Source organism: Paenibacillus barengoltzii G22 (assembly GCF_000403375.2).
GTDB lineage: Bacteria > Bacillota > Bacilli > Paenibacillales > Paenibacillaceae > Fontibacillus > Fontibacillus barengoltzii.
Genome location: NZ_KE159653.1, coordinates 1,308,847 through 1,335,834 on the forward strand (window position 1 = coordinate 1,308,847; position 26,988 = coordinate 1,335,834).

At 54.2% G+C, this 26,988-nt stretch carries 25 protein-coding genes; 6 read left to right on the forward strand and 19 right to left on the reverse strand.

The genetic code is table 11. The features are described from left to right. Positions 1–91 precede the first annotated feature (91 nt). The 12 genes from ssuE to C812_RS14250 all read right to left on the reverse strand — a co-directional run bounded on the left by ssuE (position 92) and on the right by C812_RS14250 (position 11,425). Positions 92–664, reverse strand: a complete 573-nt coding sequence (ssuE, locus tag C812_RS14195) for an NADPH-dependent FMN reductase (protein ID WP_016313348.1) — start codon at positions 662–664, stop codon at positions 92–94. Between the two features lie 14 nt (positions 665–678). Continuing rightward, positions 679–1,929 (reverse strand): M20 metallopeptidase family protein, encoded by a 1,251-nt coding sequence (locus tag C812_RS14200; protein ID WP_016313349.1) that lies wholly within the window; start codon positions 1,927–1,929, stop codon positions 679–681. A gap of 13 nt (positions 1,930–1,942) precedes the next feature. Beyond that, entirely contained in the window at positions 1,943–3,283 is a 1,341-nt protein-coding gene (locus tag C812_RS14205) for an LLM class flavin-dependent oxidoreductase (protein WP_016313350.1), read from the reverse strand. Positions 3,284–3,325: 42 nt separating this feature from the next. Further along, positions 3,326–3,805 (reverse strand): DinB family protein, encoded by a 480-nt coding sequence (locus tag C812_RS14210; protein ID WP_016313351.1) that lies wholly within the window; start codon positions 3,803–3,805, stop codon positions 3,326–3,328. 88 nt (positions 3,806–3,893) lie between these two features. Then, complete coding sequence (gene solA, locus C812_RS14215; RefSeq protein WP_016313352.1) at positions 3,894–5,048, reverse strand: N-methyl-L-tryptophan oxidase; 1,155 nt, start codon at positions 5,046–5,048, stop codon at positions 3,894–3,896. Next, a complete protein-coding gene (locus tag C812_RS14220; protein WP_016313353.1) occupies positions 5,045–6,253 on the reverse strand; it encodes an amidohydrolase in 1,209 nt (402 codons plus the stop codon). The genes solA and C812_RS14220 overlap by 4 nt, the downstream gene beginning before the upstream one ends. Before the next feature lies 1 nt (position 6,254). Continuing rightward, on the reverse strand, positions 6,255–7,271 hold the full coding sequence (locus tag C812_RS14225) for an LLM class flavin-dependent oxidoreductase (RefSeq protein ID WP_016313354.1): 1,017 nt from the start codon (positions 7,269–7,271) through the stop codon (positions 6,255–6,257). A gap of 30 nt (positions 7,272–7,301) precedes the next feature. Next, complete coding sequence (locus tag C812_RS14230) at positions 7,302–8,054, reverse strand: amino acid ABC transporter ATP-binding protein (protein ID WP_016313355.1); 753 nt, start codon at positions 8,052–8,054, stop codon at positions 7,302–7,304. Continuing rightward, positions 8,051–8,761: an amino acid ABC transporter permease gene (locus C812_RS14235; protein WP_016313356.1), complete on the reverse strand. Its 711-nt coding sequence runs from the start codon at positions 8,759–8,761 to the stop codon at positions 8,051–8,053. The genes C812_RS14230 and C812_RS14235 overlap by 4 nt, the downstream gene beginning before the upstream one ends. Next, positions 8,758–9,543, reverse strand: a complete 786-nt coding sequence (locus C812_RS14240; RefSeq protein ID WP_016313357.1) for an amino acid ABC transporter permease — start codon at positions 9,541–9,543, stop codon at positions 8,758–8,760. The genes C812_RS14235 and C812_RS14240 overlap by 4 nt, the downstream gene beginning before the upstream one ends. Before the next feature lie 30 nt (positions 9,544–9,573). Next, positions 9,574–10,413 carry a transporter substrate-binding domain-containing protein gene (locus C812_RS14245; RefSeq protein WP_016313358.1) on the reverse strand — a complete coding sequence of 280 codons (840 nt, stop codon included), beginning with the start codon at positions 10,411–10,413 and terminating at the stop codon, positions 9,574–9,576. 103 nt (positions 10,414–10,516) lie between these two features. Beyond that, positions 10,517–11,425: a LysR family transcriptional regulator gene (locus C812_RS14250; RefSeq protein ID WP_016313359.1), complete on the reverse strand. Its 909-nt coding sequence runs from the start codon at positions 11,423–11,425 to the stop codon at positions 10,517–10,519. A 250-nt stretch (positions 11,426–11,675) separates the two neighbouring features. Between C812_RS14250 and C812_RS14255 the strand changes: the two genes are divergently transcribed. Then, entirely contained in the window at positions 11,676–12,221 is a 546-nt protein-coding gene (locus C812_RS14255; RefSeq protein WP_016313360.1) for a GNAT family N-acetyltransferase, read from the forward strand. Between the two features lie 120 nt (positions 12,222–12,341). Then, a complete protein-coding gene (locus C812_RS14260; protein ID WP_016313361.1) occupies positions 12,342–13,091 on the forward strand; it encodes a GTP pyrophosphokinase in 750 nt (249 codons plus the stop codon). 75 nt (positions 13,092–13,166) lie between these two features. On the opposite strand, the gene C812_RS14265 is transcribed toward C812_RS14260, so the two are convergent. Together C812_RS14265 and C812_RS14270 are read right to left on the reverse strand one after the other, a co-directional pair. Then, positions 13,167–14,399: a DEAD/DEAH box helicase gene (locus C812_RS14265; RefSeq protein WP_016313362.1), complete on the reverse strand. Its 1,233-nt coding sequence runs from the start codon at positions 14,397–14,399 to the stop codon at positions 13,167–13,169. 454 nt (positions 14,400–14,853) lie between these two features. Continuing rightward, entirely contained in the window at positions 14,854–15,447 is a 594-nt protein-coding gene (locus C812_RS14270; protein WP_016313363.1) for a GNAT family N-acetyltransferase, read from the reverse strand. Positions 15,448–15,693: 246 nt separating this feature from the next. Between C812_RS14270 and C812_RS14275 the strand changes: the two genes are divergently transcribed. From C812_RS14275 to C812_RS14290, 4 genes are all read left to right on the forward strand, one after another. After that, a complete protein-coding gene (locus C812_RS14275) occupies positions 15,694–17,463 on the forward strand; it encodes an ABC transporter ATP-binding protein (RefSeq protein WP_016313364.1) in 1,770 nt (589 codons plus the stop codon). After that, entirely contained in the window at positions 17,456–19,234 is a 1,779-nt protein-coding gene (locus C812_RS14280) for an ABC transporter ATP-binding protein (protein WP_016313365.1), read from the forward strand. Before C812_RS14275 ends, C812_RS14280 begins: the two co-directional genes overlap by 8 nt. A 210-nt stretch (positions 19,235–19,444) precedes the next feature. Next, positions 19,445–21,001: a flavocytochrome c gene (locus C812_RS14285; RefSeq protein WP_016313366.1), complete on the forward strand. Its 1,557-nt coding sequence runs from the start codon at positions 19,445–19,447 to the stop codon at positions 20,999–21,001. 133 nt (positions 21,002–21,134) lie between these two features. Next, entirely contained in the window at positions 21,135–21,332 is a 198-nt protein-coding gene (locus C812_RS14290; RefSeq protein WP_016313367.1) for a hypothetical protein, read from the forward strand. Positions 21,333–22,249: 917 nt separating this feature from the next. On the opposite strand, the gene C812_RS14295 is transcribed toward C812_RS14290, so the two are convergent. The 5 genes from C812_RS14295 to C812_RS14315 all read right to left on the reverse strand — a co-directional run bounded on the left by C812_RS14295 (position 22,250) and on the right by C812_RS14315 (position 26,978). Further along, positions 22,250–22,957: a DNA alkylation repair protein gene (locus C812_RS14295; RefSeq protein ID WP_016313368.1), complete on the reverse strand. Its 708-nt coding sequence runs from the start codon at positions 22,955–22,957 to the stop codon at positions 22,250–22,252. Positions 22,958–23,263: 306 nt separating this feature from the next. Beyond that, complete coding sequence (locus C812_RS14300; protein ID WP_208855755.1) at positions 23,264–24,130, reverse strand: SUMF1/EgtB/PvdO family nonheme iron enzyme; 867 nt, start codon at positions 24,128–24,130, stop codon at positions 23,264–23,266. Positions 24,131–24,214: 84 nt separating this feature from the next. Next, complete coding sequence (locus C812_RS14305) at positions 24,215–24,850, reverse strand: glycoside hydrolase family 11 protein (protein ID WP_036625189.1); 636 nt, start codon at positions 24,848–24,850, stop codon at positions 24,215–24,217. Between the two features lie 266 nt (positions 24,851–25,116). Next, a complete protein-coding gene (locus C812_RS14310; protein WP_016313371.1) occupies positions 25,117–26,631 on the reverse strand; it encodes a solute symporter family protein in 1,515 nt (504 codons plus the stop codon). Between the two features lie 5 nt (positions 26,632–26,636). Next, the gene (locus C812_RS14315) at positions 26,637–26,978 is read right to left on the reverse strand and encodes a DUF485 domain-containing protein (RefSeq protein ID WP_016313372.1); all 342 of its coding nucleotides are present in this window, start codon (positions 26,976–26,978) and stop codon (positions 26,637–26,639) included. Between the last annotated feature and the right edge of the window lie 10 nt (positions 26,979–26,988).

The following is a 26,988-nucleotide window of genomic DNA, read 5'->3' on the forward strand; positions in this document are numbered from 1 at the left end:
AATTATTAACCCATGTGTTTAGTCGGCATTAGTGCAACAAAGAAGCCCGGAGGCTCTCGTCACCTGCAATTGCATTGCCGTCTGTCTGAATTTACACAACCTGGCCTTGCTTCTGCTCCTCTGTCACCAGCCGATAGCGGGCCAGTTCCAGGTTCAGCTGCGTTACCGCCTCATCCAGCCGCTCCCGGAGCTGCTCCTCCAACGCAAACCCGCCGTTCTCCAACCGGCTGACCCATTGATCCACGGCGAATACGCCGCCGAGAATGTGAGTTCCGCCCAGCGCCGCAACCACCGGCTTCAGCGCGTAATCCACCGCCAGCAAATGGGCGATCGTCCCGCCGATGAACAGCGGCAGCACCAATTTGCCTTGCAGCCCTTTTTGCGGGATCAGATCCAGGATCGTCTTCAGCGCACCTGAATAAGACGCTTTATAGACCGGGCTGGCGATGATGACAGCATCGGCCGCTTCAACCGAGGCGTTCAGATCCTTCACAACCTCGCTGTTGAAGTTCGCCCGAAGCAAATCCTCCGCCGGCAGTTCCGCCGCCGAGAACCAATCGATGGAATGCCCCGCATCAGTCAACTTCTCCTGTACATAATCCGTTAATCCGAATAACCGTGAACCTAGTGTAGGACTCCCTGCGAGAATAACGATATTGCTCATAATCGAATCTCCTCCTATTCGTGTTCTACCTTTTGATTTTGCAAAGCCAACTGCACCCAGATCTGTGTCCCGTGAACCAGAACCTCCTCATCCACATCGAATCGAGGGCGATGCAGCGCATGGGTGATTCCCCGAGCGTCATTGCCGCAGCCGATGAAGGCAAACGCCCCCGGCACCTGATCCAGATACCAGCCAAAATCCTCCCCAGCAAGGCTGGGCTCCGGAAGCAAGCTGACTTGCTCCGTTCCCAGAACCTCAGAGGCGGCAGATATGATACGCTGTACCGCACCTTCATCGTTGACAACAGCAATGCCGTCGCGCAGCTCCATCTCATAACCGCCTCCCGCATCTCCCGAAATCGATGCGGCTTGGCGGATTAACCCGTCTCGGATCGTAGCCACGGTCTCCTTGCGAAATGCTCGAAAAGTCCCCGTCAACTCGCTGTAATCCGCGATGACGTTGACCGCGCGACCGGCATGCAGAGTACCAAAGGCGAGCACAGCCGGCTCCGCCGGGTTCACCCGGTTCGCCATCAAACCGTTAACCTCGGTGACGAAACGTGCGGCCATCTGAATCGCATCCGCCGCTCGGTGAGGCTCGCTGTGATGACCTGATACGCCATGGAACTTTACCTTAAAGTGACTGGAAGCCGCCATCGCATACTTAGTATGGATCCCCAGCGTTCCGACGGGCAATTCCGGATGGACATGGAGTGCATAACATTCGTCCACCCCGTCCAGAATGCCATCTTCAATCAAATCGCGTCCGCCCGACAGGAGCCTGCCGTCCAGCGGACTTGGCAGCGCCCCCTCTTCGGCAGGTTGAAAGACGAAGCGGATGGTCCCTCTAACGAGATGCCGATATTCGGCCAGCGTGCGGGCTGCTCCAAGCAGCATCGCGGTATGCGCGTCATGGCCGCAGGCGTGCATCACTCCATCGCGCAATGAACGGTAGGGCACCTCGTTCTCTTCCTGGATCGGCAGCGCATCCATGTCGGCTCTTAGCAGCAACGTCCGACCGCGGCCGGCCTTGCCGTGCAGCGTACCCACCACGCCCATCCCGAAATGCCGGCCGACTTGCCGTTTGACTTCCAGTCCCCAAGATTCCAGCAGATTCCCTACCAATTCCGCCGTACGCGAGACTTCGTACAACAGCTCGGGGTGGCGGTGCAAGTCCCGGCGGATGCGAATGAGCTCGCTTCGCAATCCGGCTGCATATTGCAGGGGGTCTCCCCCCACCGTCTGCTTTAACTCACGGCTCAGCATGTATGAACCCACCTCAAGACTTAGCCGCTACCGCTTTCCGCTCCAGCGTATACCGGTTCTCCGGAATCGGCAGCCCTAAGTTGCCGCGCAGCGTATCGCTTTCGTACTCGGTCCGGAACAGACCGCGCTCCTGCAGGATCGGTACGACCAAGTCCACGAAATCCTCCAGGCCGTTTGGAACGGCAGCCGTGATCATAAACCCGTCGGCAGCGCCTCCCTCGAACCAGGCTTGAATCCGATCTGCGACTTGCTCCGGTGTCCCGATAAATCCGCCGCGCGGCGTTGCGACTTGAAGCGCCACTTGTCTTAACGTCAGCCCTTTTTCCTTGGCGTCTTGTTTGATTTTATCCGTGCTGCTTTGGAAGCTGTTTTTGCCCAAATCTCCGAGATCCGGGAACGGCTCATCCAGCGGATATTGGGAGAAGTCGTGATGCTCAAAGAAGCGGCCCAAATAGTCCAGCGCATTCTCGATCGTCACCAGGCTGGCGACCTCTTGATATTTGCGTTCCGCTTCCTCTGGCGTACGGCCAAGAATCGGAGCGATTCCCGGGAAGATCAGGACTTCGTTCGGATTCCGACCAAACGAGGCGGCGCGGGACTTCACGTCTTGGTAGAAGATTCGCGCATCCTCGATCGTTTCATGCCCGGTGAATACGGAGTCCGCGTGCTTAGCGGCGTAATTTTTGCCAACCTCAGAGGAGCCCGCCTGGAAGATCACGGGTTGCCCTTGCTTGGAACGGGCGATATTCAGCGGCCCTTTCACCGAGAAGAATTCTCCGACGTGGTTCAGGGTGTGCATTTTTTCCGGATCAAAAAATACCCCCGTCTCCTTATCCCGCACAAAGGCGTCATCCTCCCACGAATCCCACAGCCCGCGGACCACCTCCAGGAACTCGGTGGCAATCCGGTAACGCTTGGCATGGTCCGGATGCTCCTTCTTCCCGTAGTTCAGCGCCGAGCCTTCCAATGGGGAAGTGACGACGTTCCAGCCTGCGCGCCCTCCGCTGATCATGTCCAAGGAAGCGAACTGCCGGGCGACGGTAAACGGTTCGCTGTATGAAGTGGACAACGTTCCGACCAGCCCTACATGCTTGCTGACCGCCGCCAAGGCGCTGAGGAGTGTTAACGGCTCGAACCGGTTCAGAAAATGGGGGATCGACTTTTCCGTAATATATAAGCCGTCGGCAATAAACACCAGGTCAAATTTGCCGGCCTCCGCCTTCTGCACCCAACGTTTATAAACGTCGATATTGACGCTGGCATCCGCCTGCGCGTCCGGATGACGCCACAGGGAGGTTCCCCCGCCTACCCCGTGCAACAATGCACCTAATTTGAGTTGTCTTGGTTTCGCCATGATCTCGTTCCTCCTTATCGTTTCGGTAATCGTTCCGGTCTCTTAACTCTTGCTGATCGCTAGCCCGGCGGCTTGTTTGATGCGATCGATTTGCCCTAAATGACGTTGAACGTGGTTGGTGAAGCCCTCGACAATCTGCTTGATGGAGACCGTTTCTCCCTTGGCGTTCACGCCGGTCTTCTCCAGGTCGGCCGTATCTAGGCGGTTTAGCAGCAGGCTGTTGTATAGCAGCAACGCATGGAAGGCCTGCAGTACATCGGAGACTTTCCCCGCGTTGGCATATTGCCCGCTGACCCAAGCGTCTTGGTTAAAGGCCGGCAGCCGTGCCTCCGTCCCTGCCAGAATATCCCGAATCCGGAAAGAGATAACGATGCTGTGATCCACCAAGTGGGTCAACACCTCCAGGACACTCCAACTCTCCGGCTTGGGCTTCCAAGTGGTCTGCTCCTCGCTGAGGCCGTCAATCGCCGTAAGAAGCTGCCCATGTGTATTTAAAAAAGCTTCAAAATTGACTTTCGTCATGCCATCGCCTCCGATTCAAAATTAAGCTTCTTCCCTTATCAAACTCCTTGCTTCGCGAGCAGCCCGATCCGGGCCAGCACGCATCGTGCTATTTCGCCAACTGGCCAAAACGATCCAGCGCAAACGGCCGCAGCGAGTCATCTCTCTTCCCTTCTGCAATTAAGTCTGCAAGCCGTGCCCCAATCGCGCTGGCAAATTTGAAGCCATGTCCGGAAAAGCCACCCGCCACCCACACCTGCGGGTGCTCGGGATGTCGGTCGATGATGAAGTCCTCATCCGGCGACATCTCGTATTTGCAGACCGCGCCTTGCTTTAAGCGGCCGGCTGCCTTCGGCATATAGGCCGACAGCACACGGCGCAGATCTGCTTCATCCTCGGGCCGGCTTCCGAAAGGCGCCAACGTCTCCCCCGGTGTCCAAGGGACCCCGCCGTCATGACGACCGATCTTCAGTCCGGCTCCGCCGATATTCGGGAACCCGTAAAACCCGCCCTCCGGCGTTCCCAACGTGAAACCGGGGAATCGTCCCGCGTCGAAGCCAGGCCCGCTGGTTTCAAACCACCCGACCACCTTGCGCACGGCGCGGATAGGAAGGTTGACGAAAGGAGACAGCGTGCTGAACCACGCTCCGGCGGTCAACAGGACGGCCCCGGCATGAAACCTGTCGTCCGCCGTATACACCGTTACTCCGCCTTCTCCTTGGTGTACCTTCACATCCCTGACTATGGCGTACGTCAGCAGCTTCGCGCCTTGCGCCAAAGCCAACTGGCGATACGCTTCCACACATCGCTCGCTGTACAAGTACCCGGCGTGCGGCTCATACATCGCTTCAAATGAATCCGGAATCGTCAGCTCCGGCCAGCGGGCGCGGATCTCTGCCGCATCCAGCCATTCTGTGTGGACGCCCAGCGCCGCCGATTGTGCCATTCGCTCCTTAAAGGAATAGACGCCGCGATCCGCGAGATTCAAAACGCCCGATGACACCAGCAACTGGGTTCCGGTCAGCTCCTCCACTTCATTCCACAAGCGGTGGGCGCGAACCGCAAGTTCCGTATACACGGGATCTCCGCTGTAAGCATGCCGGATGAGCCGAGGTTCGCCATGATGGCTGCCTTCCCGGTGCGGCGGATCAAAGGCATCGATCAGCAGCGTGCGCAGTCCCTTGCGGGCCAAATAATATCCGGCGCTCATCCCCATGGAGCCTGCGCCAACAACGATGACGTCATAAGCAATGGACGCGCTCATGGGGACGCTCCTTCCTTGCGGAGGCGGGGATCCCGTGCCAGCTCCTCCAACGCCAGCTCCGCCAGCTTCGTGAAGAAGCCGATGCTTACCGGAATCGCCCGCTCATCAAGGTCAAAGGCCGGATGATGCCATTCCTTAGGTCCATCCGTCCCCATAAAGACGAAGAGCCCCGGAACTTCCCGCTGATACCAGGAAAAATCCTCTCCCGCCGGCGACGGAACCGGCGACACCGCCTGGTATCCCGCCGCCTCCGCCGCGGCCACTCCAAGCTCCGCCAGCTTGGCATCGTTCAGCACGGGCGGGGGACCTTCAATCCAACGAACGGAAGCCGTTGTATCAAACGTAGCCGCCACGCCTTGAACCACCTCTTCGAAGCGCTGCAGCACCCGCCGCCGCACCGCTTCATCAAAGGTGCGGATCGTGCCCTCCAGCAGCGCTGTCTCAGGGACGACGTTCCAGGCGGTGCCGCTGTGGAGCTTCGTGACGCTGATCACGGCACTCTCCAGGGAGCCGACGTTCCGGCTGATGATTGATTGCAGCGCCGTCACGAGATGCGCGGCGGTCACAATCGGGTCATTGCCGGCTTCCGGCACCGCCGCGTGGGTCCCCCGTCCCGCGACCTCAACGACAAAGCCGTCGGCAGCGGCCATCAGCGCGCCGCTCTTGATCCCGATCGTCCCGACGGGAAGATCGGGCTTATTGTGCATGCCAAAGATCGCCTGCACCCCGTCGAGCGCCCCGCTGGCGATGACTTGCCGCGCGCCTTTGGCCTTCTCTTCGGCCGGCTGGAAGATCAGCCGGACCGTGCCCTTCAGCTCCGCCTCCCGGGCTTTCAACGCATACGCCGTGCCAATTAGGGCGGCGGTATGGAAATCATGCCCGCAGGCGTGCATTTTGCCGGGATGCGCCGAAGCAAACGGGAGACCGGTCTCCTCCTGAATCGGCAGCGCATCGATATCCGCTCGAACCGCGATGACCGGCCCGCCCTGGAGACCGCCCACCTCGGCAATCAACCCCGTTGTCAGCGGGATATCCAGGATCCGGATGCCCGCTTCCTCCAGCCAGCCGCGAATTCGACGGGTCGTCTCGAACTCTTCATTCGACAGCTCCGGGTACCGGTGCAGCTCCCGGCGAATCGCTACGAACCGCTCTGACGCTGCACTGTTCAACGCTATCGCTTGTCTCGTATAAGTATCGTTGGACATATTACGCCTCCACCGTCGCTTCAACCAAAGCTTCGTGAAGCAGTTCATAGGAGCGAAGTCGCTTCTCAAAAGGCGTGATATTGCTCGTGACAATCACTTCGTCGATACCGGTATCCTTCTGCAGCGCAAGCAGCTGTTCCCGGACCGTTTCCTTGCTCCCTTTGACAATCCAAGGCTCCTGCTCTTCGATCGTATAAGGCTCTCCGGCCTGACGGCCGAACTCTTCCGCTTGCTCCCGTGTGCCAAGCGTCACCAATTTACCGCTGGCGAGCCGCACCTTCACCACCTTCTGATGCCCGGCAAGCTCGGCAGCTTCCGATTCCGATTCGGCGACGATGACGGACACCGCCAGGATCACTTGAGGCTCGGTACCATGGGATGCATCAAATCGCTCCCGGTAGGCTTGGATCGCCTTAAGTGCTACCGATGGGTCTCCGTTAATAAACAGGGAGAACACATATGGCAAACCTAATCCTGCAGCGATTTGCGCACTATCCACGCTCGCGCCAAGCACATAGAGCTCCGGTGCCTGCGCAGGAATCGGGGCTGCGCGCAATCCAGCCAGCGGATGGTCTGCCTCCAGGCGGTTTTGCACGTATTTGCGCAGCTCGACGATTTTGTCCGTCAAGGTCGCTGCTTCCCTTACCCCCTGCTGCAAAGCCTGCGTGCTCTTTGGCAAACCTCCCGGAGCCCGGCCAACGCCAAGGTCGACCCTTCCCGGCGCCAGAGAAGCCAGCACGTTGAAGTTTTCCGCTACTTTATACGGGCTGTAATGCTGCAACATCACGCCGCCGGATCCAATTCGGATCGTGTTCGTTTGAGCCAGAAGGTAAGAAATCAACACCTCTGGTGAGGAACCGGCCACTTGCTCCGAATCATGATGCTCAGATACCCAAAACCGCCGGAACCCCAGCTCCTCAGATTTGCGGGCTAGCGCTACGGTGTGCTTGAACGCCTGCTCCGCGGTTTCCCCCGGGTAAATTGGGCTTTGGTCCAACACGCTAATCGTGAGTCCCATCTCTCGTTCGCCTCCTTAATCGTAAAAATGCTAAATGCTATAGCTCGGCTCAGGGGTAATCCGCTTCAAAAACTGCTTCGTCCGTTCTTCGCGCGGATGGTACAGCAGCTCCGCCGGGCTCCCTTCTTCCACAATGACACCGCCGTCCATAAATACGGCGTGGTTCGCCACGTCCCGGGCAAACCCCATCTCATGGGTCACGACGATCATCGTAATCCCTTCCTTGGCAATCTTGCGAATGACCTCCAGCACTTCGCCCACCAACTCGGGGTCCAGCGCAGATGTAGGTTCGTCGAACAAAATCACCTCTGGCTCGAGAGCCAGCGCTCGGGCAATGCCCACTCGCTGCTGCTGACCTCCAGACAACTGGCTCGGATAAGCGTCCAGTTTACCGGCCAGACCCACCTTCTCCAGCAAAGCGATACTGCGGGCTTTGGCTTCTTCCTTGGGTATTTTTTTGACGATCACTAAGCCTTCCATCACGTTCTCCAGCGCCGTCTTGTGCCGAAATAAGTTATATTGCTGAAACACCATCGCCGTCTTCTGACGGAGGGTATGAATGTCTTTCTTGGACGCCCGGCTGCAGTTCACGCGGTAATCCCCGATGGCAATCTCGCCGCCGCTGGGCTTCTCCAGATAGTTGATGCATCGCAGCAGCGTTGTTTTGCCGGAGCCGCTGGGTCCCAGAATGACGACAACATCCCCTTGATTCACCGTCAAATCAATCGATTTTAAGACCTGCTGGCGTCCAAAGGACTTGGATAATTGACGAAGCTGAATCATGCCACTCCCCCCCGATTGTAAAGTTGGATTCGTTTCTCGAGCCGCGCCGTAAGCCGTTCGATCAGGACGGTCAGCCCCCAGAAAATCACCGCCGCCGCCACATAGGCCTCAAAAAACTTCCAGTTGGTCGAGGCAACGATTTGTGCTTTCGCGTTAATGTCCACGACGGATACGGTAAAAGCCAGCGTCGACCCGTGCAGCATGCCGATCGCTGAGTTGGAGAGATTCGGCAGACTGAACGCCAGCGCTTGGGGGAACACGATTCGTCGCAGCGCCTGAAACGTCGTCATCCCGATGGAATAAGCCGCTTCGAGCTGCCCGCGGTTCACTGCCAGCAGCCCCGAGCGGACGACCTCAGACATATAAGCTCCAGCGGTGATAGAGAAGGAAATATAGGCAAAAGCGATCATCGGGATGGAAGCGGACTTAAAGCCCCAGCCAAACCAACCCGATAAGCCGTCAATAATGACCGGCAACCCGAAGTAAATCAGCAATAAGTGCGTCAACATCGGCGTTCCGCGGATAAAGGTGACATAAGCGGTGGAGATTTGTCCCAGCACAGGAATTCGATACAGTCGGAACAACGCGGTGATCACGCCAATCACAAAGCCAACCGAGACAGACACAGCGGTGATCATTAAGGTGGTGGGAATCGCAGACAACAGTTGAACGAAGGCCGTCCAGATAAATGAAGGATCGATTTTCATAGTTTTGCGCCTCCCTTCTCCGCGCCGATTCCGGCAAACATGGCCCGAAGCGATGGCTTACGCTCGATCCGGAACTTCCTTCTCTCCGCCCCATCCGATTGTTCATGCTTCAGTAAACGCCGTTCGGCGGCACGCAGCAGTTTCTCTAACGTGAAGCTCACGACCAAATAAATGAACGCCAGAGCCAAATACGCTTCGATAAAATGCTGCGTGAGTGCACCAAGCGTCTGGGCTTTGCCGGTGAGTTCCATGACGCCGAGGGTAAATGCCAGCGAAGTATCCTTCAGCAAGGCAATCACCATATTTGAAAAAACCGGAACCGCAACCGCCAGTGCCTGCGGCATTACGATACGGGTGAATGCTTGATGCCCCTTCATGCCGATGGCATAAGCTGCTTCGACCTGTCCCCGATCCACAGCCGTCACCGAAGCACGGATCATCTCCGACATAAAGGCTCCGGTATGCAGGCCGTAAGTCAAGATGACGAAGAACAATACAGGCGCTCGGGAGATATCCAGGTTAACCAGCTTCAACAGCTCCGGCAAGCCATAATAAAACAGGAACAATTGAATCAAGATTGGCGTCCCTCTGAAAAACGAAACATACACCTTCGAAAACTGCTCCAACACCGGAATCCGATACAGCCGGGGGAACGCGATCAGAAATCCGATGAGGATCCCCGTCAACAGCGAGCCGCCCACGATCAGCAAGGTGATGCCCAGCGTCGACCACAGCTTCGAAAAAGCGCTGATCACGAAAGAAAAATCAAACGGTGCTCCCACGAACATCCCCCTCCTTTCCCGCCTTATGGATTAGTTATCCGAAGTGAAGTCTTCTCCGAGCCATTCCTTGCTCAGCTTGCTCAAGGTTCCATCCGCCTTCAATTCCTTGATTACTTCGTCGATCGCATCTGCCAGCTTCTGTCCCTCCGGATCGTCTTTGCGGAAAACGAATAAGATATCCGCTTCAGACAGATCCTCACCGGTCGTTTTCAGCTTCCCCTGAGGGTCGATCAGCGACAGCGAGAAGTCTGCTCCCAGTGTGGCCTCGACGCGGCCGGAAATGATTTGGCTGACCGTATCGTTGGCTGCACCACTTTGGTAGACGATCTCGATCGCATTGTTATTTTCCTTGTTGTAGTTCTCCAAAATTTGCGCCTCTGCACTGGTTGGCGAGGTTAGTACCTTCTTCCCCTTCAAATCGTCCAAGGAATGAATCGTATGATTGTCCTTCGCGACGATGATCTTATTTCTCCAGTGCGCGTAGGGCTCTTTGTTAAACAGGTATTTCTCAGCCCGCTCCGGGTTCTTCTCCATCTCATGAGCAACAAAATCGATCTTCTTCGTCTCCAAGCTCAGCAGCAGGTTGGAAAATTCCTGGGTCTGGAACTCGAACTCATATTCCGCCAGACGCCGATCGATCTCACGGACCAGTTCAACGTCAAATCCGGTTAATTTCCCGTTCTCGTCGATAAAGCATACTTTCGGGAATCCCGTGCCCGTCCCGACAATGATTTTCTTGACTTCCCCCGACCCTGAGGCTGCGCTTGCCGCCGTATCCTTCCCTTCCGTCCCGCCGGACGCTCCCGCTCCACATCCTGCCAGCGCCCCCGCTAACACCAGTACAGCCGCTGCACTTAACCATCTCTTCATGTCTCTAACCCCTTCCTCATTCACGGTGATCTTTGGTTTACAATCCCTATAAGTTTAGTCAGGATTATGTTGACACTACTTTACTGTGATTTTTGTTACGCGTCTAATCGAGTTTTTCTATGGGTACATGCAAATCGTCAATAGGAGAAGCGCTCAGCTCTAACAGAGCGTCCAAGAACACGTTGTTATCACCGCTGAGGGAGATGAGGTGGGTTTGTAAAGAAATGCCGGCTGTCTCTAGGATGTCTACCGGCACGAGGATGCCCTCCTGCACTTCTTGTCTCGCGGACAAACCAGGAAGGAAGCAGATGCCGGCCCGGTTGATCACAAGTTTCTTGGCGGTCTCGGCATTATCGACTTGATACACGATGTTAGGCGGCTGCTCCAGGCTTTCGAACGCGCGGTGGATTCGCATCCAGTCGAGGGAACCGCATTCGAAGAACACCAGCGGCTCCCGCCGGATGTCGCGGATGGATGCACTGCCGGCAGCGGCAAGCGGGTGATCCTTATATACGTACAGCCGGATCGGATCATCGTAAAAGGGATAGGATTGAAACGACGGGCTCATCTGCTTGCGCGCAAAGGCCACGTCGATTTCTTTGGACGCCAGCTTCCCGGCCAGAACGTCAGTTGGAGCGGTAGTCACCTTGAAGTTGATCAACGGAAAGCGTCTATGCAACAGTACGAGCAGGTGCGGCATTAAATAGTTGGACACGGATACAGTACTGCCAATTCGCAGCTCCTCAGGGGTTCCCGGCCGGGAATGGAGATGATGTTTTCCCTTTTGGTAGGTCTGAAGGATTTGCTGGGCATAGGGCAGAAATTGTTTCCCCTTCTCCGTCAGTTGGATTTGCTTCCCCAAGCGGTCGAACAACCGGCAATCCAGCTCCCGCTCCAGCGATTGGATCCGCGCGGTCACCGTTGGCTGCGATAGAAATAACACCTCCGCCGCCTTGTTGAAGCTGCCGTAGTGATTAATGTATACAAACGCCTCAATATGATCGATGTTCAAAACTGATCCCCTCCCCTGTTTTCTATATATCTTACTATACCAATCTATATAGACGGGTTTGTAAATTATCCTTAATCTTAGGGAGCCCGCCACTTTTTGTCAATCGTTCGATATAGATTTTTTTAATGTTCATGTAAATATTTTTATATTCCGATGCGTTTAGTAGGCATTTGATCTATACTAGGTTCACTTCACTTAATTGATTGGGATTTGGATGATGAATGAACTACCTCGATAAGGAGTGTTGGAAATGAGCCGTATAGAGCAGGAAGTGTTCATCCGGGATGCCCGGGAAGATGAACGGGAACAAATTGCCAAAGTCATGCTGGAAGCTTACCAGCAATATGCGTTTGAGATGCCCCGCGAACGATGGGAGGAATATCGCGCGAACATTCGAAGCTCTGTCTACGGCAACGGGCCTTATGCCCGCCTCGTCGCTGAGCTGAATGGAGAGATTGTTGGCAGCGTGCAGCTGTTCCTGAACTCGGAAGCGGCCTATGGGAGATCGGACTTAAGCATCCATTCGCCCATCATCCGGCTGCTCGCGGTATCCCCCTATGCCCGCAGACGCGGGATTGCCAAGCGGCTGATTCGCGAGGCGGCCCGCCGCTCGCTTGAGCTTGGTGCCCAAACGCTGTACCTGCATACCTCTGACATGATGGCGGCTGCGGTGAAGCTGTATGAAAGCCTCGGGTTTGAACGAGCTTATGAAGCTGATACGATCAATGGGGAGACCCTGGTCAAATCGTATAAGATTCAACTGACGGACGCATTGCCTCTTCTGCAAACTACGTAGGTGAGAGAAATCCTAAGGGCGTTCTCTGCATGATTTCCCCTTTCTGGCATCTGGCCTGTCTCCTAAGCTATAATGGAAATGGTAATCATGTCATGAACATTGTTAAAGGACGGAGCCCTAATGATAAATCAATCTTATGTGAACCCCTTGGAGCAAATGAAGGTCCTGCGGAAGTCATTGACCCGATTTATGATGATGTACAAATTTGCCCTCCACGAGGTGGAGACGAAGATCGAAATTTTGCAAGAGGAGTTTCAGCTCCTCCACGAATATAATCCGATCGAGCACACGAAATCGAGAATCAAGTCTCCGGAGAGCATCATGAAGAAGCTGCATCGCAAAGGCGGCGCTTCCTCCCTAGAGGATATTAAACGGAGCATTCGCGACATCGCCGGCATCCGCATCACCTGTTCGTTTATTTCGGACATTTATCGAATCAGCGAAATGCTGCAGGCACAGAAGGATTTGAAGATCCTTACGATCAAAGATTACATCAAGAACCCTAAACCCAACGGATATAAGAGCTTGCACATGCTGGTTGAAGTGCCCGTGTTCATGTCAGACGGTGAGGAAATGGTTTGCGTCGAAATCCAGATCCGTACGATTGCGATGGATTTCTGGGCCAGCCTGGAGCACAAGATTTTCTACAAATATAACGAGTCCGTCCCGGATCGTCTGCTCCAGGACCTGAAGACCGCCGCCGACACTGCCTTCGAGCTGGACTTGAAAATGGAACAGCTGCAACAGGAAATGGAGGAAATCAAGCACGCGCATCAAGCCGAAGCCTCCGAAGAATTCCAGTTGCTCATCGACAACCAGAAGTTCAACATCCCGCAGAAGCTGCTGAAATTGTTGTCAGGCGAGGGTTGAGCTATCGGGAAATTTAGAAACAAAAGGAGTTGCCCTATACCATCATCTTGATGGGAGGTGCAACTCCTTCTTCATTTAGCGGGATTGTCTTACGCGATGAGGGGTAAAGGAATCCGTACGCTTCTTGGTATTCCTTGCCGGCTGTACCGGCTTCGGGGCCGGAGCCGTTTGTTGCATCGGATAAGGGTGATCTTTAATGACAGGGACTCGCTTTCCGATCAATTTCTCAATATCAGCCAAGTACGGCTTCTCGTCAAAATCGCAGAACGAAATGGCGACACCGCTTTGTCCGGCCCGACCGGTTCGCCCGATCCGGTGAACGTAGGTTTCGGGAATATTCGGCAGCTCGTAGTTGACGACGTGAGATAACTCGTCGATGTCGATGCCCCGCGCTGCAATATCGGTGGCGACCAGGACGCGCAAGGTGCGGTTCTTGAAATCCTGCAAAGCCGTCTGCCGAGCGCCTTGCGACTTGTCACCGTGGATGGCTTTGGCGCTGACCTGCGCCTTCGTTAAGTAGCGCACTAACCGGTCCGCCCCATGCTTGGTCCGCGTAAAGACGATGGCGGATTCGATGGACGGGTCTTGCAAAAGGTGAATCAGCAGATCCCTCTTGTTACCTTTGTCCACGTAATATAGATACTGCCGGATCGTGTCCACCGTGGAGGAAACCGGTGTAATCTCCACCTTGACGGGGTTTCTCAAGATGGAATTAGCCATTTGCGCGATCGCGCCGGGCATCGTGGCGGAGAAGAGCAAGGTTTGCCGTTGGGACGGCGTCTTGGCGATGATCTTCTTCACGTCGTGGATAAAGCCCATGTCCAACATGCGGTCCGCTTCATCCAAAATCAGAAGCTCCACGTCCTTCAGATCGATCAGCTTCTGCTGCATGAGATCGTTCAGCCTTCCCGGCGTGGCGATCAGAATGTCTACGCCTTTCTGAAGCACAGCCTCCTGCGGTTTCTGCGACACGCCGCCAAAGATGACAGCACATTTCAGAGGCAGGTACTTCCCGTAGGCGCAAAAATTTTCGTAAATCTGCAGCGCCAGCTCGCGGGTTGGCGTGATCACCAGCGCGCGAATATTCCGCCGGCCTGCTCGCGGGGTGCCATCCTTATGCAGCAATTGCAGGGTAGGGATGGCAAATGCTGCGGTTTTCCCCGTACCGGTCTGCGCGCAGCCCAGCAAGTCTTGGCCGCCCAGAATCGGAGGAATCGCTTGTTGTTGAATTGGCGTAGGTGCCGTATAGTTCTCCTGCTCCAACGCTTTTAAGATCGAAGGAATCAGGTTCAGTTCTTTAAATTGCATAAATAACTCCTTGCCGGCCTTACTGCCGGAATCGCTAATTTTGGCAGGAAGTGCCCAAGGCTTGAAGCTCGTTCCACCAATCCTATCAATATAACACTTCACAGGTAACCCGGCAAATGGAGAGTTAAGTTAGGTTAGGTTGGGTTGGGTACGGATCGGTTCGATGCGTGCATGTTGGTTGACCGTTCGACCGTTCTCATAGCGACAGGGCCTTCTGATAAGGCCCTTTTGTGGCGTTATTTCCTCCTCTTTGCACCTCATGAAAGAAAATAAGACCCTTTTAAGGTCTTATTTGAAGAAAAAGAGGATGAAACATCGCATAGGAGCTCGATCTGAGATCAATAAGACCCTTTTAGGGCCTTATTTTAAGCGGAACGTGTATTTGGGGAAGAATAAGGCCATTTTTCACCCTTATTTCAACAACATCGACTGGGACAATGGGAGATGCCCCTATCTACCTGCGCACCACGTAATCCCCCACCTGACACAACCAAACCATATGGTCCTGCCCCGGCCCCCAGTAGTCCTTAGCCACGACATAAGGTTCGCCGAACTTGCGCAGCCACTTCTGCTGCGCCCGCTTATAGCCGCTGTCGAGACAGAAGCGCTCGATCCCCCGCTCTTGCAGCGCCTTCGCCATCGCCTCGATCAACGCCGCTCCGATGCCTTGTCCTTGATAGGCGGGGAGCACGTATAAGCTTCCCAGCTCGCCAACCTCGTCCAACGCGTTCCGGGTGCAATCCCTCGTTTCCTTCCCGCAAGGGCCATAGGAAATCGTTCCCACCACCTCCCGCCCGATCTTCGCAACGAGAAATAGGACGGGGCTCTCCCCCGCTGTTTTCCCTTTCCCATGCGGATCAGAGCTGGATGCAGCCCCAAGGGCGGCGTTCACCAGCTTTCTTTTTCCATCCACTTCTTCGCGGATATCTTCTATTAAATGTCCGAGCCCTTCCGCGGCAAACGCCTCCGGAATCGTCTGCTCGAATACGCGGCAGGCTTGCTCTCGATCTTCTGTGGTTAGCGGTACGATCACGAAATTTTCGACCATGGCGATCCCTCCTTCAAATTTTTTTCGTATCGGCCTGCAAAATTGGAGCAATTCACTTCATATTCTAAAGAATTTACCGAAATAAAAGCAAAGAGGCGATCCCATCACGAAAACGCAAACCTACGTGACAACACGCTGGAATATGCGGGTTTTACCTGTGAACGGTTGTGGTATAATCACGATGATTTGCGAAAATGAAGATTGCTTTAACAGCTTGCAACAACAAACAGAAACGGGTGATCAGAATTGTTTGAACTCAAATGGCTGTGGCAGAATTTGGAAGGCAACCGGGCCAGGTATATCACCGCGCTGGTGCTTTCCGTCGTGGGCTCCTCGCTCATGATTATCAATCCGTACATCGGCCAGCAGATTGTTGACACGTTTATCACAGGTGAAAATGCAATGCAAAATTTAACGGAGCAACGGGGACTGCTGATCATGCTCTGCTTGGGGATGATCGGGTTCTCGCTGCTGCGGACGGGGCTAGCTTATTTGACGACGATGCAATATGAGCAGGCTTCGCAAAATATGTTGTACAAAGTCCGCATCTATCTGTACAACAAAATCCAAGGCCAAGATATGGAATACTACGACCATAACCGGACCGGGGACCTGATGACCAAGATGACCGGGGACTTGGACATGGTGCGGCACTCGATGGCGTGGATCATCAAAACGATTATTGAATCGCTGACGATCTTTATTGCGGCCGTCGCTTATTTTTTCACCATTGATGCCGTGTTGACGCTGTGGCTGCTGGTCTTGGCGCCTCCCATCTTCGTCGTGGCTTACATCTTCGCGAAAAAGGTCCGTCCGATGTACGTAGATCTGCGCGAGCGGTTGTCCCAACTGAATACGATCACCCAAGAGAACATCTCGGGGAACCGCGTCGTTAAAGCCTTTGCTCGTGAAGAATTTGAAATTGAGAAATTTACCGATAAGAACGTTCACTTCTCTGAAGCGAACAAGAAAGCAGCGCTCGTGTGGCTGGACTACTTCCCGTACCTGGAGACGTTCGCCCAAGCGTTTAACGTGATCTTGATGCTGGCCGGTGGATATTTTGTCATGCAGGGAAGGATTACGTTCGGGGAATTTTCCGCGTTCTCCGCACTGATCTGGGCCGTGTCCAACCCGATGCGCAACATCGGCATTATCATTAACGATATCCAACGTTTCTTCGCCAGCTTGAGTAAGATTGTAGAAATTTATTACGCCAAACCCAAAATCGTCAACGAGCACAACGCAATCGATAAGCGCCGTTACGAAGGACGCATCGAATTCAAGCACGTCAGCTTCAAATATGACAGCAACGAAGTGCTTCACGATATCAGCTTCTCGGTGAATCCGGGAGAAACGATCGCCATTATGGGCTCAACCGGTTCAGGCAAAACGTCGCTCGTGAACCTGATCCCGCGCTTTTACGACGTATCCGATGGGCAAGTGTTGGTTGACGGCGTGGACGTCCGCGAACTGGAGCTTGATGAGCTCCGCAGCAACATCGGCATCGCGACCCAGGACGTGCTGCTGTTCTCCGATACGATCGACGGAAACATCGCTTACGGCGATCCCGAGCTGCCGGAGGATCAAACGAGAGAGTATGCCAAACTTGCGGCGGCGCATGATTTTATTACGAAAATGCCGGAAGGATATGACACCATCGTTGGGGAGCGCGGCGTTGGCTTATCCGGCGGGCAGAAGCAGCGGATCGCGCTGGCTCGGGCGCTGGCGGTACGCCGGCCGATTCTGATCCTCGACGATACTACATCCGCGGTAGACTTAGAGACCGAGGAGCATATCCAGAAGAGCTTGCGCGAGCTGAACTTCCCGTGCACGAAGCTGATCATTGCTCAGCGTGTGTCGACCACGGCCGAAGCAGACCGTATTCTGATTCTGGACGGCGGACGGCTGATTGAGGAAGGCACCCATGCCGAATTGCTCGCGAAGCGCGGCTATTATTACGATGTATTTATGCTTCAAAATGAAGGGATCGGAAGGACGGTGAGTAGCCATGGCTAGAAATAAGTTCGATGTGGATGAGAATCTAGAGTCTCCTTTTGATATAAAACACTTCAGACGTGCCATGGTGTACATCCGGAAGCAGCAAAAGCCGATGATCATCGCGTTCGTGCTGAGCGCCTTGTCTGCGGCGATCGCGCTGTCCGCGCCGCTCATTATCCAGCATGTCGTTGACGTGACGATTCCGCAAAAAGCGTTTGGCGCGCTGGTCGGATGGTCTGCGCTGATGTTGCTCACGATCGTGGTCAGCGTTGAGCTGGCGACAATCCGCTCCCGGATCATGACCCGGGTTGGCCAGGATATCATCTTCGATATCCGGACGGATCTGTTTAAGCATCTGCAGCAGCTGCCGTTCAAATATTACGACGACCGTCCCCAAGGGAAAATTCTGATCCGCGTCGTTAACTACGTCAATGCGGTATCCGACGTGTTGTCCAACGGGATCATCAACTTTATTTTGGAGATCGTCAACTTGATCTTTATCGCTGTGTTTATGTTCGCGGTGGATGTTCGGTTGTCGTTCGTCACCTTGGCCGGATTGCCGGTGTTCCTCGGCGTCATGCTGCTGATCAAAACCCGGCAGCGCCGGGCATGGCAGGCTGTATCTAACAAAAGCTCTAACATGAACGCCTATTTGCAGGAGAGTATCAGCGGGATTGGCGTGACGCAAATTTTCTCCCGTGAGAAGCATAACGAAGGCATCTTCACTCGCCTCGCCGGCAACTACCGCAAGGAATGGATGCGGGCGCTGCGCTACAACGCGCTGATCCCGTTCTCCGTGGATAACCTGGCGACGATCGTCACGACATTGATCTATATGGTTGGCTTGCTTGCGATGGGGCCGCAAGGCGTGACCTTCGGGGTCATCCTTGCGATGAGTAACTACGCAGCCCGCTTCTGGCAGCCGATCCTGAACTTGTCACAGTTGTACAACAACTTTATTAACGCCGTAGCGTACCTGGAACGGATCTTTGAAACGCTGGATGAACCGGTGACGGTCAGCGACGTTCCGGGGGCGAAGGCATTGCCGCCAGTACAGGGCAACGTCCAATTCAAAGACGTTACGTTTGCTTACGATCCCGGCCTGAACATTCTGGAGCACCTGAACTTTGAGGTCAAAGCCGGGGAAAGCATCGCCCTCGTCGGACCGACAGGTGCGGGCAAAACCACGGTCGTGAACCTGATCTCTCGCTTCTACAATGTGAGCGAAGGCGCGATTCTGATCGATGGTCACGACATCTCGCAGGTGACATTGAAGTCGCTGCGCAGCCAGATGGGGATTATGCTGCAGGACAGCTTTATTTTCTCGGGTACGATCATGGATAATATCCGCTATGGAAAGCTGGACGCCACCGAAGAGGAAGTCATTGCTGCGGCCAAAACCGTCTGCGCTGACGAGTTCATCCGCGAGTTTGAGCAAGGTTACTACACGGAAGTGAATGAGCGCGGCTCGAAGCTGTCCCAAGGACAGCGGCAGCTCATCTCGTTCGCCCGGACGCTGCTGGCCGATCCGCGTATTCTGATTCTGGACGAAGCGACCTCTTCGATCGACGCCAAGACAGAGCGTCTGCTCCAGCAAGGCCTAAACGAGCTGCTCAAGGGACGCACCTCATTTATCATCGCGCACCGGCTGTCGACGGTGAAGAACTGCGACCGCATCATGTACGTCTCCGACAAGGGGATTGCCGAATCCGGCTCGCATGACGAGCTGATGGCCAAACGCGGTCTATACTACCGCTTGTATACCGCGCAGAAGATGGAAGCTGTGTAGAGCATGCCAAAATAAAGGCAATTCCGCCAAGCTATTGGGGTTGGTGGAGTTGCCTTTTCGTTTTTTTTGGCGCAGGGAAGATCAAAACTTGTTTGATAGCTGTTTGATTGTGAAAAGTTTCACTTACCATAACAAGCCCTTATGTTATCCTCGCCAAGGGGAACGAAAGAGAAACAGCTCCCCTATTAAGACAAAAGTGGAGGGTTTATCATGCAAAAGAAAGTAACAGCAGCACTCATTCTCGTCTTATCCTTGATGCTGGTCATCACGGGATGCGGCAACAATGGGAACGAGCCTCAGAACCAGGCTCAAGATCAGAACCAGACGCAGGCTGGGGGACAGACGAACAAGGCCAAGGAAAGCGAAGCCGAAGCCGTAGCCGGCGCATCCGAAAAAAGCTATACGCCCCACGATCAGTTGAAGGATAGCTACGATATCATTATCATCGGCGCAGGCGGTGCTGGCATGACCGCGGCACTTGAAGCGAAAGCGAGCGGCATGAACCCGGTGATTTTTGAGAAAATGCCGGTGGCTGGGGGCAATACAACGAAATCGTCCTCGGGCATGAACGCCTCAGAAACGAAATTCCAAAAGGAACAAGGCATTGAAGACAGCAACGACAAGTTCTATGAAGAGACACTCAAAGGCGGCCATAATACGAATGATACCGAACTGCTTCGTTACTTCGTTGACCATTCCGCCGAAGCGATCGATTGGCTTGATGCCATCGGCATCCGCTTGAATAACCTGACGATTACCGGCGGTATGAGCGAAAAACGCACCCATCGTCCGGAAGACGGCTCCGCCGTGGGACAATACCTGGTGGACGGCCTGGTGCGAAACGTTGAAGAACAAGGCATTCCGCTGTTCGTCAACGCCAACGTCAAGGAAATTATTCAGCAAGACGGCAAAGTGAGCGGCGTGAAGGTCGTTTTGAACGATACCGAGGAAAAAACGATTACCGCCAAAGCTATCATCGTCGCAACCGGCGGTTACGGGGCGAATCCGGAAATGATCACCGAGTTTAGACCGGACTTAAAGGGATATGTCACGACCAACCAAGTTGGCAGCACCGGTGATGGCATTACGATGATTGAGAAGTTGGGCGGCGTTACCGTGGATATGGATCAGATCCAAGTTCACCCAACCGTTCAACAGGAGAAATCCTATCTGATCGGCGAGGCCGTGCGCGGTGAAGGTGCGATTCTAGTTTCCAGCGAAGGCGTACGTTTCTACAATGAAATGGATACACGTGATAAGGTGACGGCTGCGATCAATGCCCTGCCTGAGAAATCAGCCTACCTTGTTTTTGATTCCGGCGTAAAATCCCGGGCTAAAGCGATTCAACAATATGAAAAGATGGGCTTTGTGATCCAAGGTGACACGATTGAAGCTTTGGCTGAGGCCATGGGCGTACCGGCCGATGCTTTGGCGAAGACGTTGGAAACTTGGAATGCCGCTGTACAAAGTAAAAATGACGCCGAATTCGGCAGAACCACCGGGATGGATTATGATTTGTCCGGCGCACCGTATTACGCCATCAAAATTGCTCCCGGCATCCACTACACCATGGGCGGCGTGAAAATCAACACCAACACGGAAGTGTTGAACAAGGACGGCAACCCGATCCCAGGCCTGTTCGCCGCTGGCGAAGTGACCGGCGGGTTGCACGGGGATAACCGGATCGGCGGCAACTCCGTAGCCGATATTATCATCTTCGGACGGCAGGCCGGCGTGAAGGCGGCCGAGTTCGTGAAGGCGCAATAAGCAGAACGATCCTGAGATAGGACCCGTCAAGGCTTGAACTCCCAGGAGGTTGAGCTTTGGCGGGTTTTCTTTTTTTGCGGAAAGGAACTTTGGGAATACTAAGTAACCACACACAGTATAGGAGGTGCGTCAGATGAGTAAAAAAGAGGACTACGCCCAGCAGCAACTGGAACGAGCCAAAGCGAAGGACTCCACCGACGAAGGACGTAAAGGCGCCTTCATGATGAAAGACGCCTGGAACCAAGACGGCAACCCCGCCGCTGCAACGGACGACTTCGGCCCCGTGATGAAGCCGGAGGCCCCGCCGACGTTGAACGGGAAACCGTTGTAGTGCGATTACGGCCACGTCAGGCCCATACTGTACATGATTTTTTCGAGTACATTTCGCCGAAATCGCTGGATTGGGGCGCATTGTACTCGATTTTTCATGTACATTTTGCGGTCACACACGCATCTGGGCCGATTCTGTATGATTTTTCGAGTACATTTCGCCCAAATCGCTGAATTGGGGCGCATTGTACTCGAATTTTCATGTACATTTCGCGGTCCCACACGCATCTGGGCCGATTATGTATGATTTTTCGAGTACATTTCGCCGAAATCGCTGGATTGGGGCGCATTGTACTCGATTTTTCATGTACATTTCGCGGTCCCACACGCATCTGGGCCGATTATGTATGATTTTTCGAGTACATTTCGCCGAAATCGCTGGATTGGGGCGCATTGTACTCGATTTTTCATGTACATTTCGCGGTCCCACACGCATCTGGGCCGATTATGTATGATTTTTCGAGTACATTTCAGCGAAATCGCTGGATTGGGGTGCATTGTACTCGATTTTTCATATAGAATCCCCCCTACACTGCGCAGCACGGTCAAGCCTTGGGGCAAAAGGGCGGATCATCTCGCTAAAAGGAGGGGATCCCCACTAACAAGAGGATCGTCCCTCTAGAAGGGATCCCGCTCTTGAAAAGGAATCCCCTTTAAAGAGGATCCATCGTCTAAGAAAGGAGCGCCCCTTTAAGAGAGGAAACATCCTCTACGAGGAGAGCGCTCTTCTAAGAGTGGATAGCACCTCTAAGAGGGAACCTCTCTGCTCCTCTATGAGAGAATCACTCCTCTAAGAGAAGAGCCCACCTCTAAGAGGGAATCACTCCTCTAAGAGGGATCACCCCCTTTATGAGAGCAGATCGCCCTCAAAAAGGGTAACCCGTTCCCCCGCGGCCCCTCGGGTCATCCCCTCTCCCATCAGCACCGCACATACTTGCGCTTAAAGCCCAGCTGACCGCGGTCCAACGATTTTTGGATGTTTTCCGAAGCGTTCAGGATGGCGCTCTTCTTCTTGTCCCGCTTCATCTCGACCGGGCCAATCGCTTGGGCGGTCTCCACCGCTTGTTTGTGCAGCGGCACATAGGAAACCGCGACGGTGTACACAAAGTTATTCATCGCGGACTTCGTACGCTCAGGCGCATCGTGGATCGAGTTCTTCACCGTCTCCAGCATGCCGGCGAGCTTGCCTTCGTCAAACTCGCTGTCCGGTCGGCTCCCCAATAGCCAGCAGTAACAGCTCCAGCCCGCCGACATCTTCAGCTCGTCCCCGCTGGCGATCCACTGGTCCGCCACTTCCTGAGCAATATCCGCCTCCGCCAAGGTGACGGCAACCACGAAGTCCGACAACATATAGAAATACGCCTTCTCGATCCAGCGCTCAAAATCCGCATGCGTCATCGCCTTCGGATCCGCAATCATCCCCGCAAAATACATCGCATCGTAATTTCCTGTCGCGTACAGCTCCTCGGCCAAGGAATGATTGATCTTGATTTGCCGGAACAACGGCTTCATTTCTCCTGTCGCAACGCCAAACAGCGGCTCTTGTGCCCCGTTGGACATATACATTTTCTTCAGGCGCTCCTTACCGAGTGCCTCAAGCTCCTGCATCACCGTTTCAACCTTCATAAATGGAGCCAGCTCCCTTCCTCCCGTATGGGCTCTTTCTTTCCCCTTAGCTTACTACGTGAAAAGGGCTGGATTCAATTCCAAAATCTAGCCAAGCTCCCTCCAAGCTTCCTCGCCAGACTAGCCGAACTAGCCCAACGATAACGAGCCTAACTAGTCAAACTCGCCAACTCCCCCATCTATCCTACTAACTAGCCCAACTATCCTGCACGGCCGAACTTGCCTATCTCAGCTTAACTCAACCAATCTACCAATCTACCAATCTACCTAACTACTCAAACTCCTCAAACACCCCAAACTTCCAAACTACTTATTGCGCGCCAACCGGAACCCTTGATCTGGACCAAAGCCGCTCGCTTCAAACTTGCCGCGAAACGCCACCTCGCTGCTGCTGACATCCCCGATCCAGCCGCCGCCTTTCACCACGCGAAACGAGCCGCGGTCGTAGTCCTGGTTCACCTCGTCCCCGTACCAATCCCAGCACCATTCCCTCACATTGCCGGACATATCGTACAACCCCAGTTCATTCGGCTTCTTGCCGCCAACCGGCTGGGTGCGGCTTTGATTACTTTCAATCATCGGCCAGTTCCAATCCCCACTGAGATACTCCTCCCCGGCATTTCGCCAATACCAGGCCACATCATCCAGGCGCGAGCTTCCGCTGTATTTATAGCTCTGGCTGAGCTGCCCGCCCCCAGCTGCATACTCCCACTCGGCTTCCGTCGGGAGCCGATATCCGTTCGCATCCGGATTGACGGTGACCGTCCATTTCACAGGATCGTATTCGCTTTGATTGCGGGTGTCTACGGTTTGCTTATCTATATTGTAAAAAGGTTTCAAGCCCTCTTTTATGCTCCGCTGATTGCAATACTCGATCACGTCGTACCAGCTCACCATCTCCACCGGCAAATCGTCGCCTTGGAACTGAGACGGATTGCCGCCCATCACTTCCACCCATTCTCGCTGGGTTACTTCATATTTTCCGATATAAAAATCAGCTAACACCACACCCGAGCCATAAAAATTAGACCGGGTGTTCTTCACACTTCCGCCTTGAACGAGCACGAACGAGTCTTTCTGCCGTTCCGGTCTTCCCATTGCCGCCTGCGAGCAGGCGGAGACTAGCATCATGATGGCAATGGACAAAATCATGCAGATGTATCGCTTCCTCAAGGTCAGCTCCCCTTTGATTGATGATCCGTGAAGGCCGCCGGCGGCAAACCGAGCGGCCTTGAAACTAACTTTAGCGATGAACCATTACCACACCGTGACGTTAGATCTTCCGCTGCTCTGATAACCTTCTGTCGCCAACACCTGATAAGACCAGCTGCTGCCCAGGTGCATGCCCACGTTTCTCCAAGCATTTACGTGATTGCTGAAGGTGATGGACACGTTGCTGCCGGTAGGTCGTTTCGATTGCCGCACGCTCCAGAACTGTTGGAACGTCTGCGTGCCATCGATGGAAGGCGCATTATAACGCATGGTCGTATAAATATCGTAAGTGCCTCCGTCGCTGTACACCGAACCTTTGTAAGTGCCGGTAGGCCGGTACGTCCCCCAGCTGTCCACAACGTAATACTCGATCAACGCGTTTCTCGTCCATCCGTAAAGAGTTAAATACCCGTTCCCCCAAGGTTCCCAGATGCCGGCATTGTAGTTGATCACCCGGTTAGGCGAGCCGACGGTCCAGCCTTTGCCAACGACGAAGTTTCCGGTATTTTGCCAGGTCACGCTGTAATTGCCCCCGGACCCGTTTACCGCATTCACCGTTCCGCCGCCATCCGTCCAATATTGCCAATAATCCGTTGCTGCACTTGAAGTTGCCCCAAATAAACCAAAACTCATCGAAGCCGTCAGGAGTAAAGTAAGCATCTTCTTTTTTAACTTCATCAAACATTCCTCCTCAGAAATAAATTTGACTGCCTAAAATGAAAAGATTCTTGCTCCCTGCTTCTTACCTTGGTCAAGCTTCGTCTTCCAGGACATCACCTACCTTGGAACCTCATGTAGGCACATTTTTTACTATCACCCCCCTTTGCTAGAAAATTATAGTAGGTAAGCGCATTCATTTCACTTCGCGAATTAAAGGTTTTATCTTGTTTTTTTCATATAAAAAAAACGACCCCATAGGAGTCGTTTGGTTGAAACCTAGCCAGAGCTTAAGCTCCGGTGTTCGCCTTCACCAGCACCTCGGCGTATTTCGCCTCATCCTTCTCCCGGGACAGGAATGTGCCGAGAAACGCTGCAAGAAAACCCAACGGAATGGAAATAATTCCCGGATTGGTCATCGGGAAGAGAGCTGTTCCGGTCAGAATCGCCTTGCCCGGCTCCGGATCCCAGACGTTAGGACTCAGCGCTACAAGGATAATTGTGCTGAACAAGCCAACCAGCATGCCGGAAATCGCCCCCGTACGGTTAAATCTTCGCCAGAACACGGTGAACAGGATGATCGGCAGGTTCGCACTTGCTGCAACGGCAAATGCCAACGAGACGAGGAAGGCTACGTTCATTTTCTGGGCGAACAGAGCCAACAGAATCGAGATGATCGAGACGCCGATCGAAGCCCAACGCGCCATCCGCAGCTGCTCGCCTTCCGACGCTTTGCCGCGGCGGACAATTTGCCCGTAGAAGTCGTGGGCAAAAGCCGACGCTGCAGACAGCACAAGGCCGGTGACCACGGCCAGAATCGTCGCAAATGCAACCGCTGAGATAAACGCGAACAGGAAGTCGCCGCCCAGCGCCTTCGCCAGCAGCGGAGCCGCCATATTGCCGGCTTTGTCGACGGCGGTAATCTCCTTGGTGCCCACGAACGCAGCAGCTCCGAAGCCAAGGAAAATCGTCATGACATAGAAGATGCCAATAATCCAGGTCGCATACACCACAGAGCTGCGAGCCGTGCGGGCGTCCTTCACCGTAAAGAACCGGATCAAAATATGCGGCAGCCCCGCCGTACCCAATACCAGCGCGAGGTTCAGCGAGATCGTCTCCAACGGCACGTTGTATTTGTTGCCCGGATTCAAGTATTTTTCCATAAGCGGTGTTGCGGTCTTCATCTGCTCAAACATGCCGGTCAGACTAAAATCAAACTTGGCCAAGACCATCAACGAGATCACGAAGGTGCCGCCCATCAGCAAGATCGCTTTGGTGATCTGCACCCAGCTGGTGGCATGCATCCCGCCAAATACAACGTAGATGGTCATAAGCACCCCAACGATCAGCACCGATGTGGCGTAATCGAGCCCGAGCAGGAGCTTGATCAGCGCCCCCGCTCCAACCAGTTGTGCAATCATATAGAAGATCGAGATCGCAATCGTATTCAGTGCCGCAAAGCCCCGGACTTCCTTGTTCGCAAAGCGGGACGCAATCATGTCAGCAACGGTATACTTGCCCAAATTCCGCAGCGGTTCCGCCACCAGATACAACACGACGAGATAAGCAACAAGAAACCCGATACTGTAAAAGAATCCGTCGAACCCAACCAAGGCGATCGACCCGGCAATACCGAGAAATGACGCAGCTGACATGTAGTCACCGGCGATGGCGGTTCCATTTTGCCAACCCTTCAGCCCGCCGCCTGCGGTGTAGAATTCGCTGGTGTTGTTCGTTTTTTTCGCGGCAAAATAGGTAATAACCAACGTCAACAGCACAATCGCGCAAAATAAAGTAAATGCCATGTTCGTTACGCCCCCATTTCCCGCCGAATTTCATCTGCCAGCCGATCAAACCTTCGCGCAACCCGCGAGTACAGGATACACAACGCCCAGGTCATGATAAACTGAGCGAACGCGAACAGCCATGCCCAGGATATCGGGCCAATCGCCGGTTGATTGAGCACCTCGGAATACGAGGTCATGATCGGGAGCGCGAAGTAAAACAGCAAAAAAAAGACCGTCGACGGAATAATGAACCTTTTCTTTCGGGAGATCAGCGTCTTGAACTTGGCGGAATGCCACACCTCGTTGTAGCTCTTCCCTTTCGCCGCTTTCGCGGCCTTCGCACCTTTTGCAGCTTTCGCAGCCATCCTTCACCCT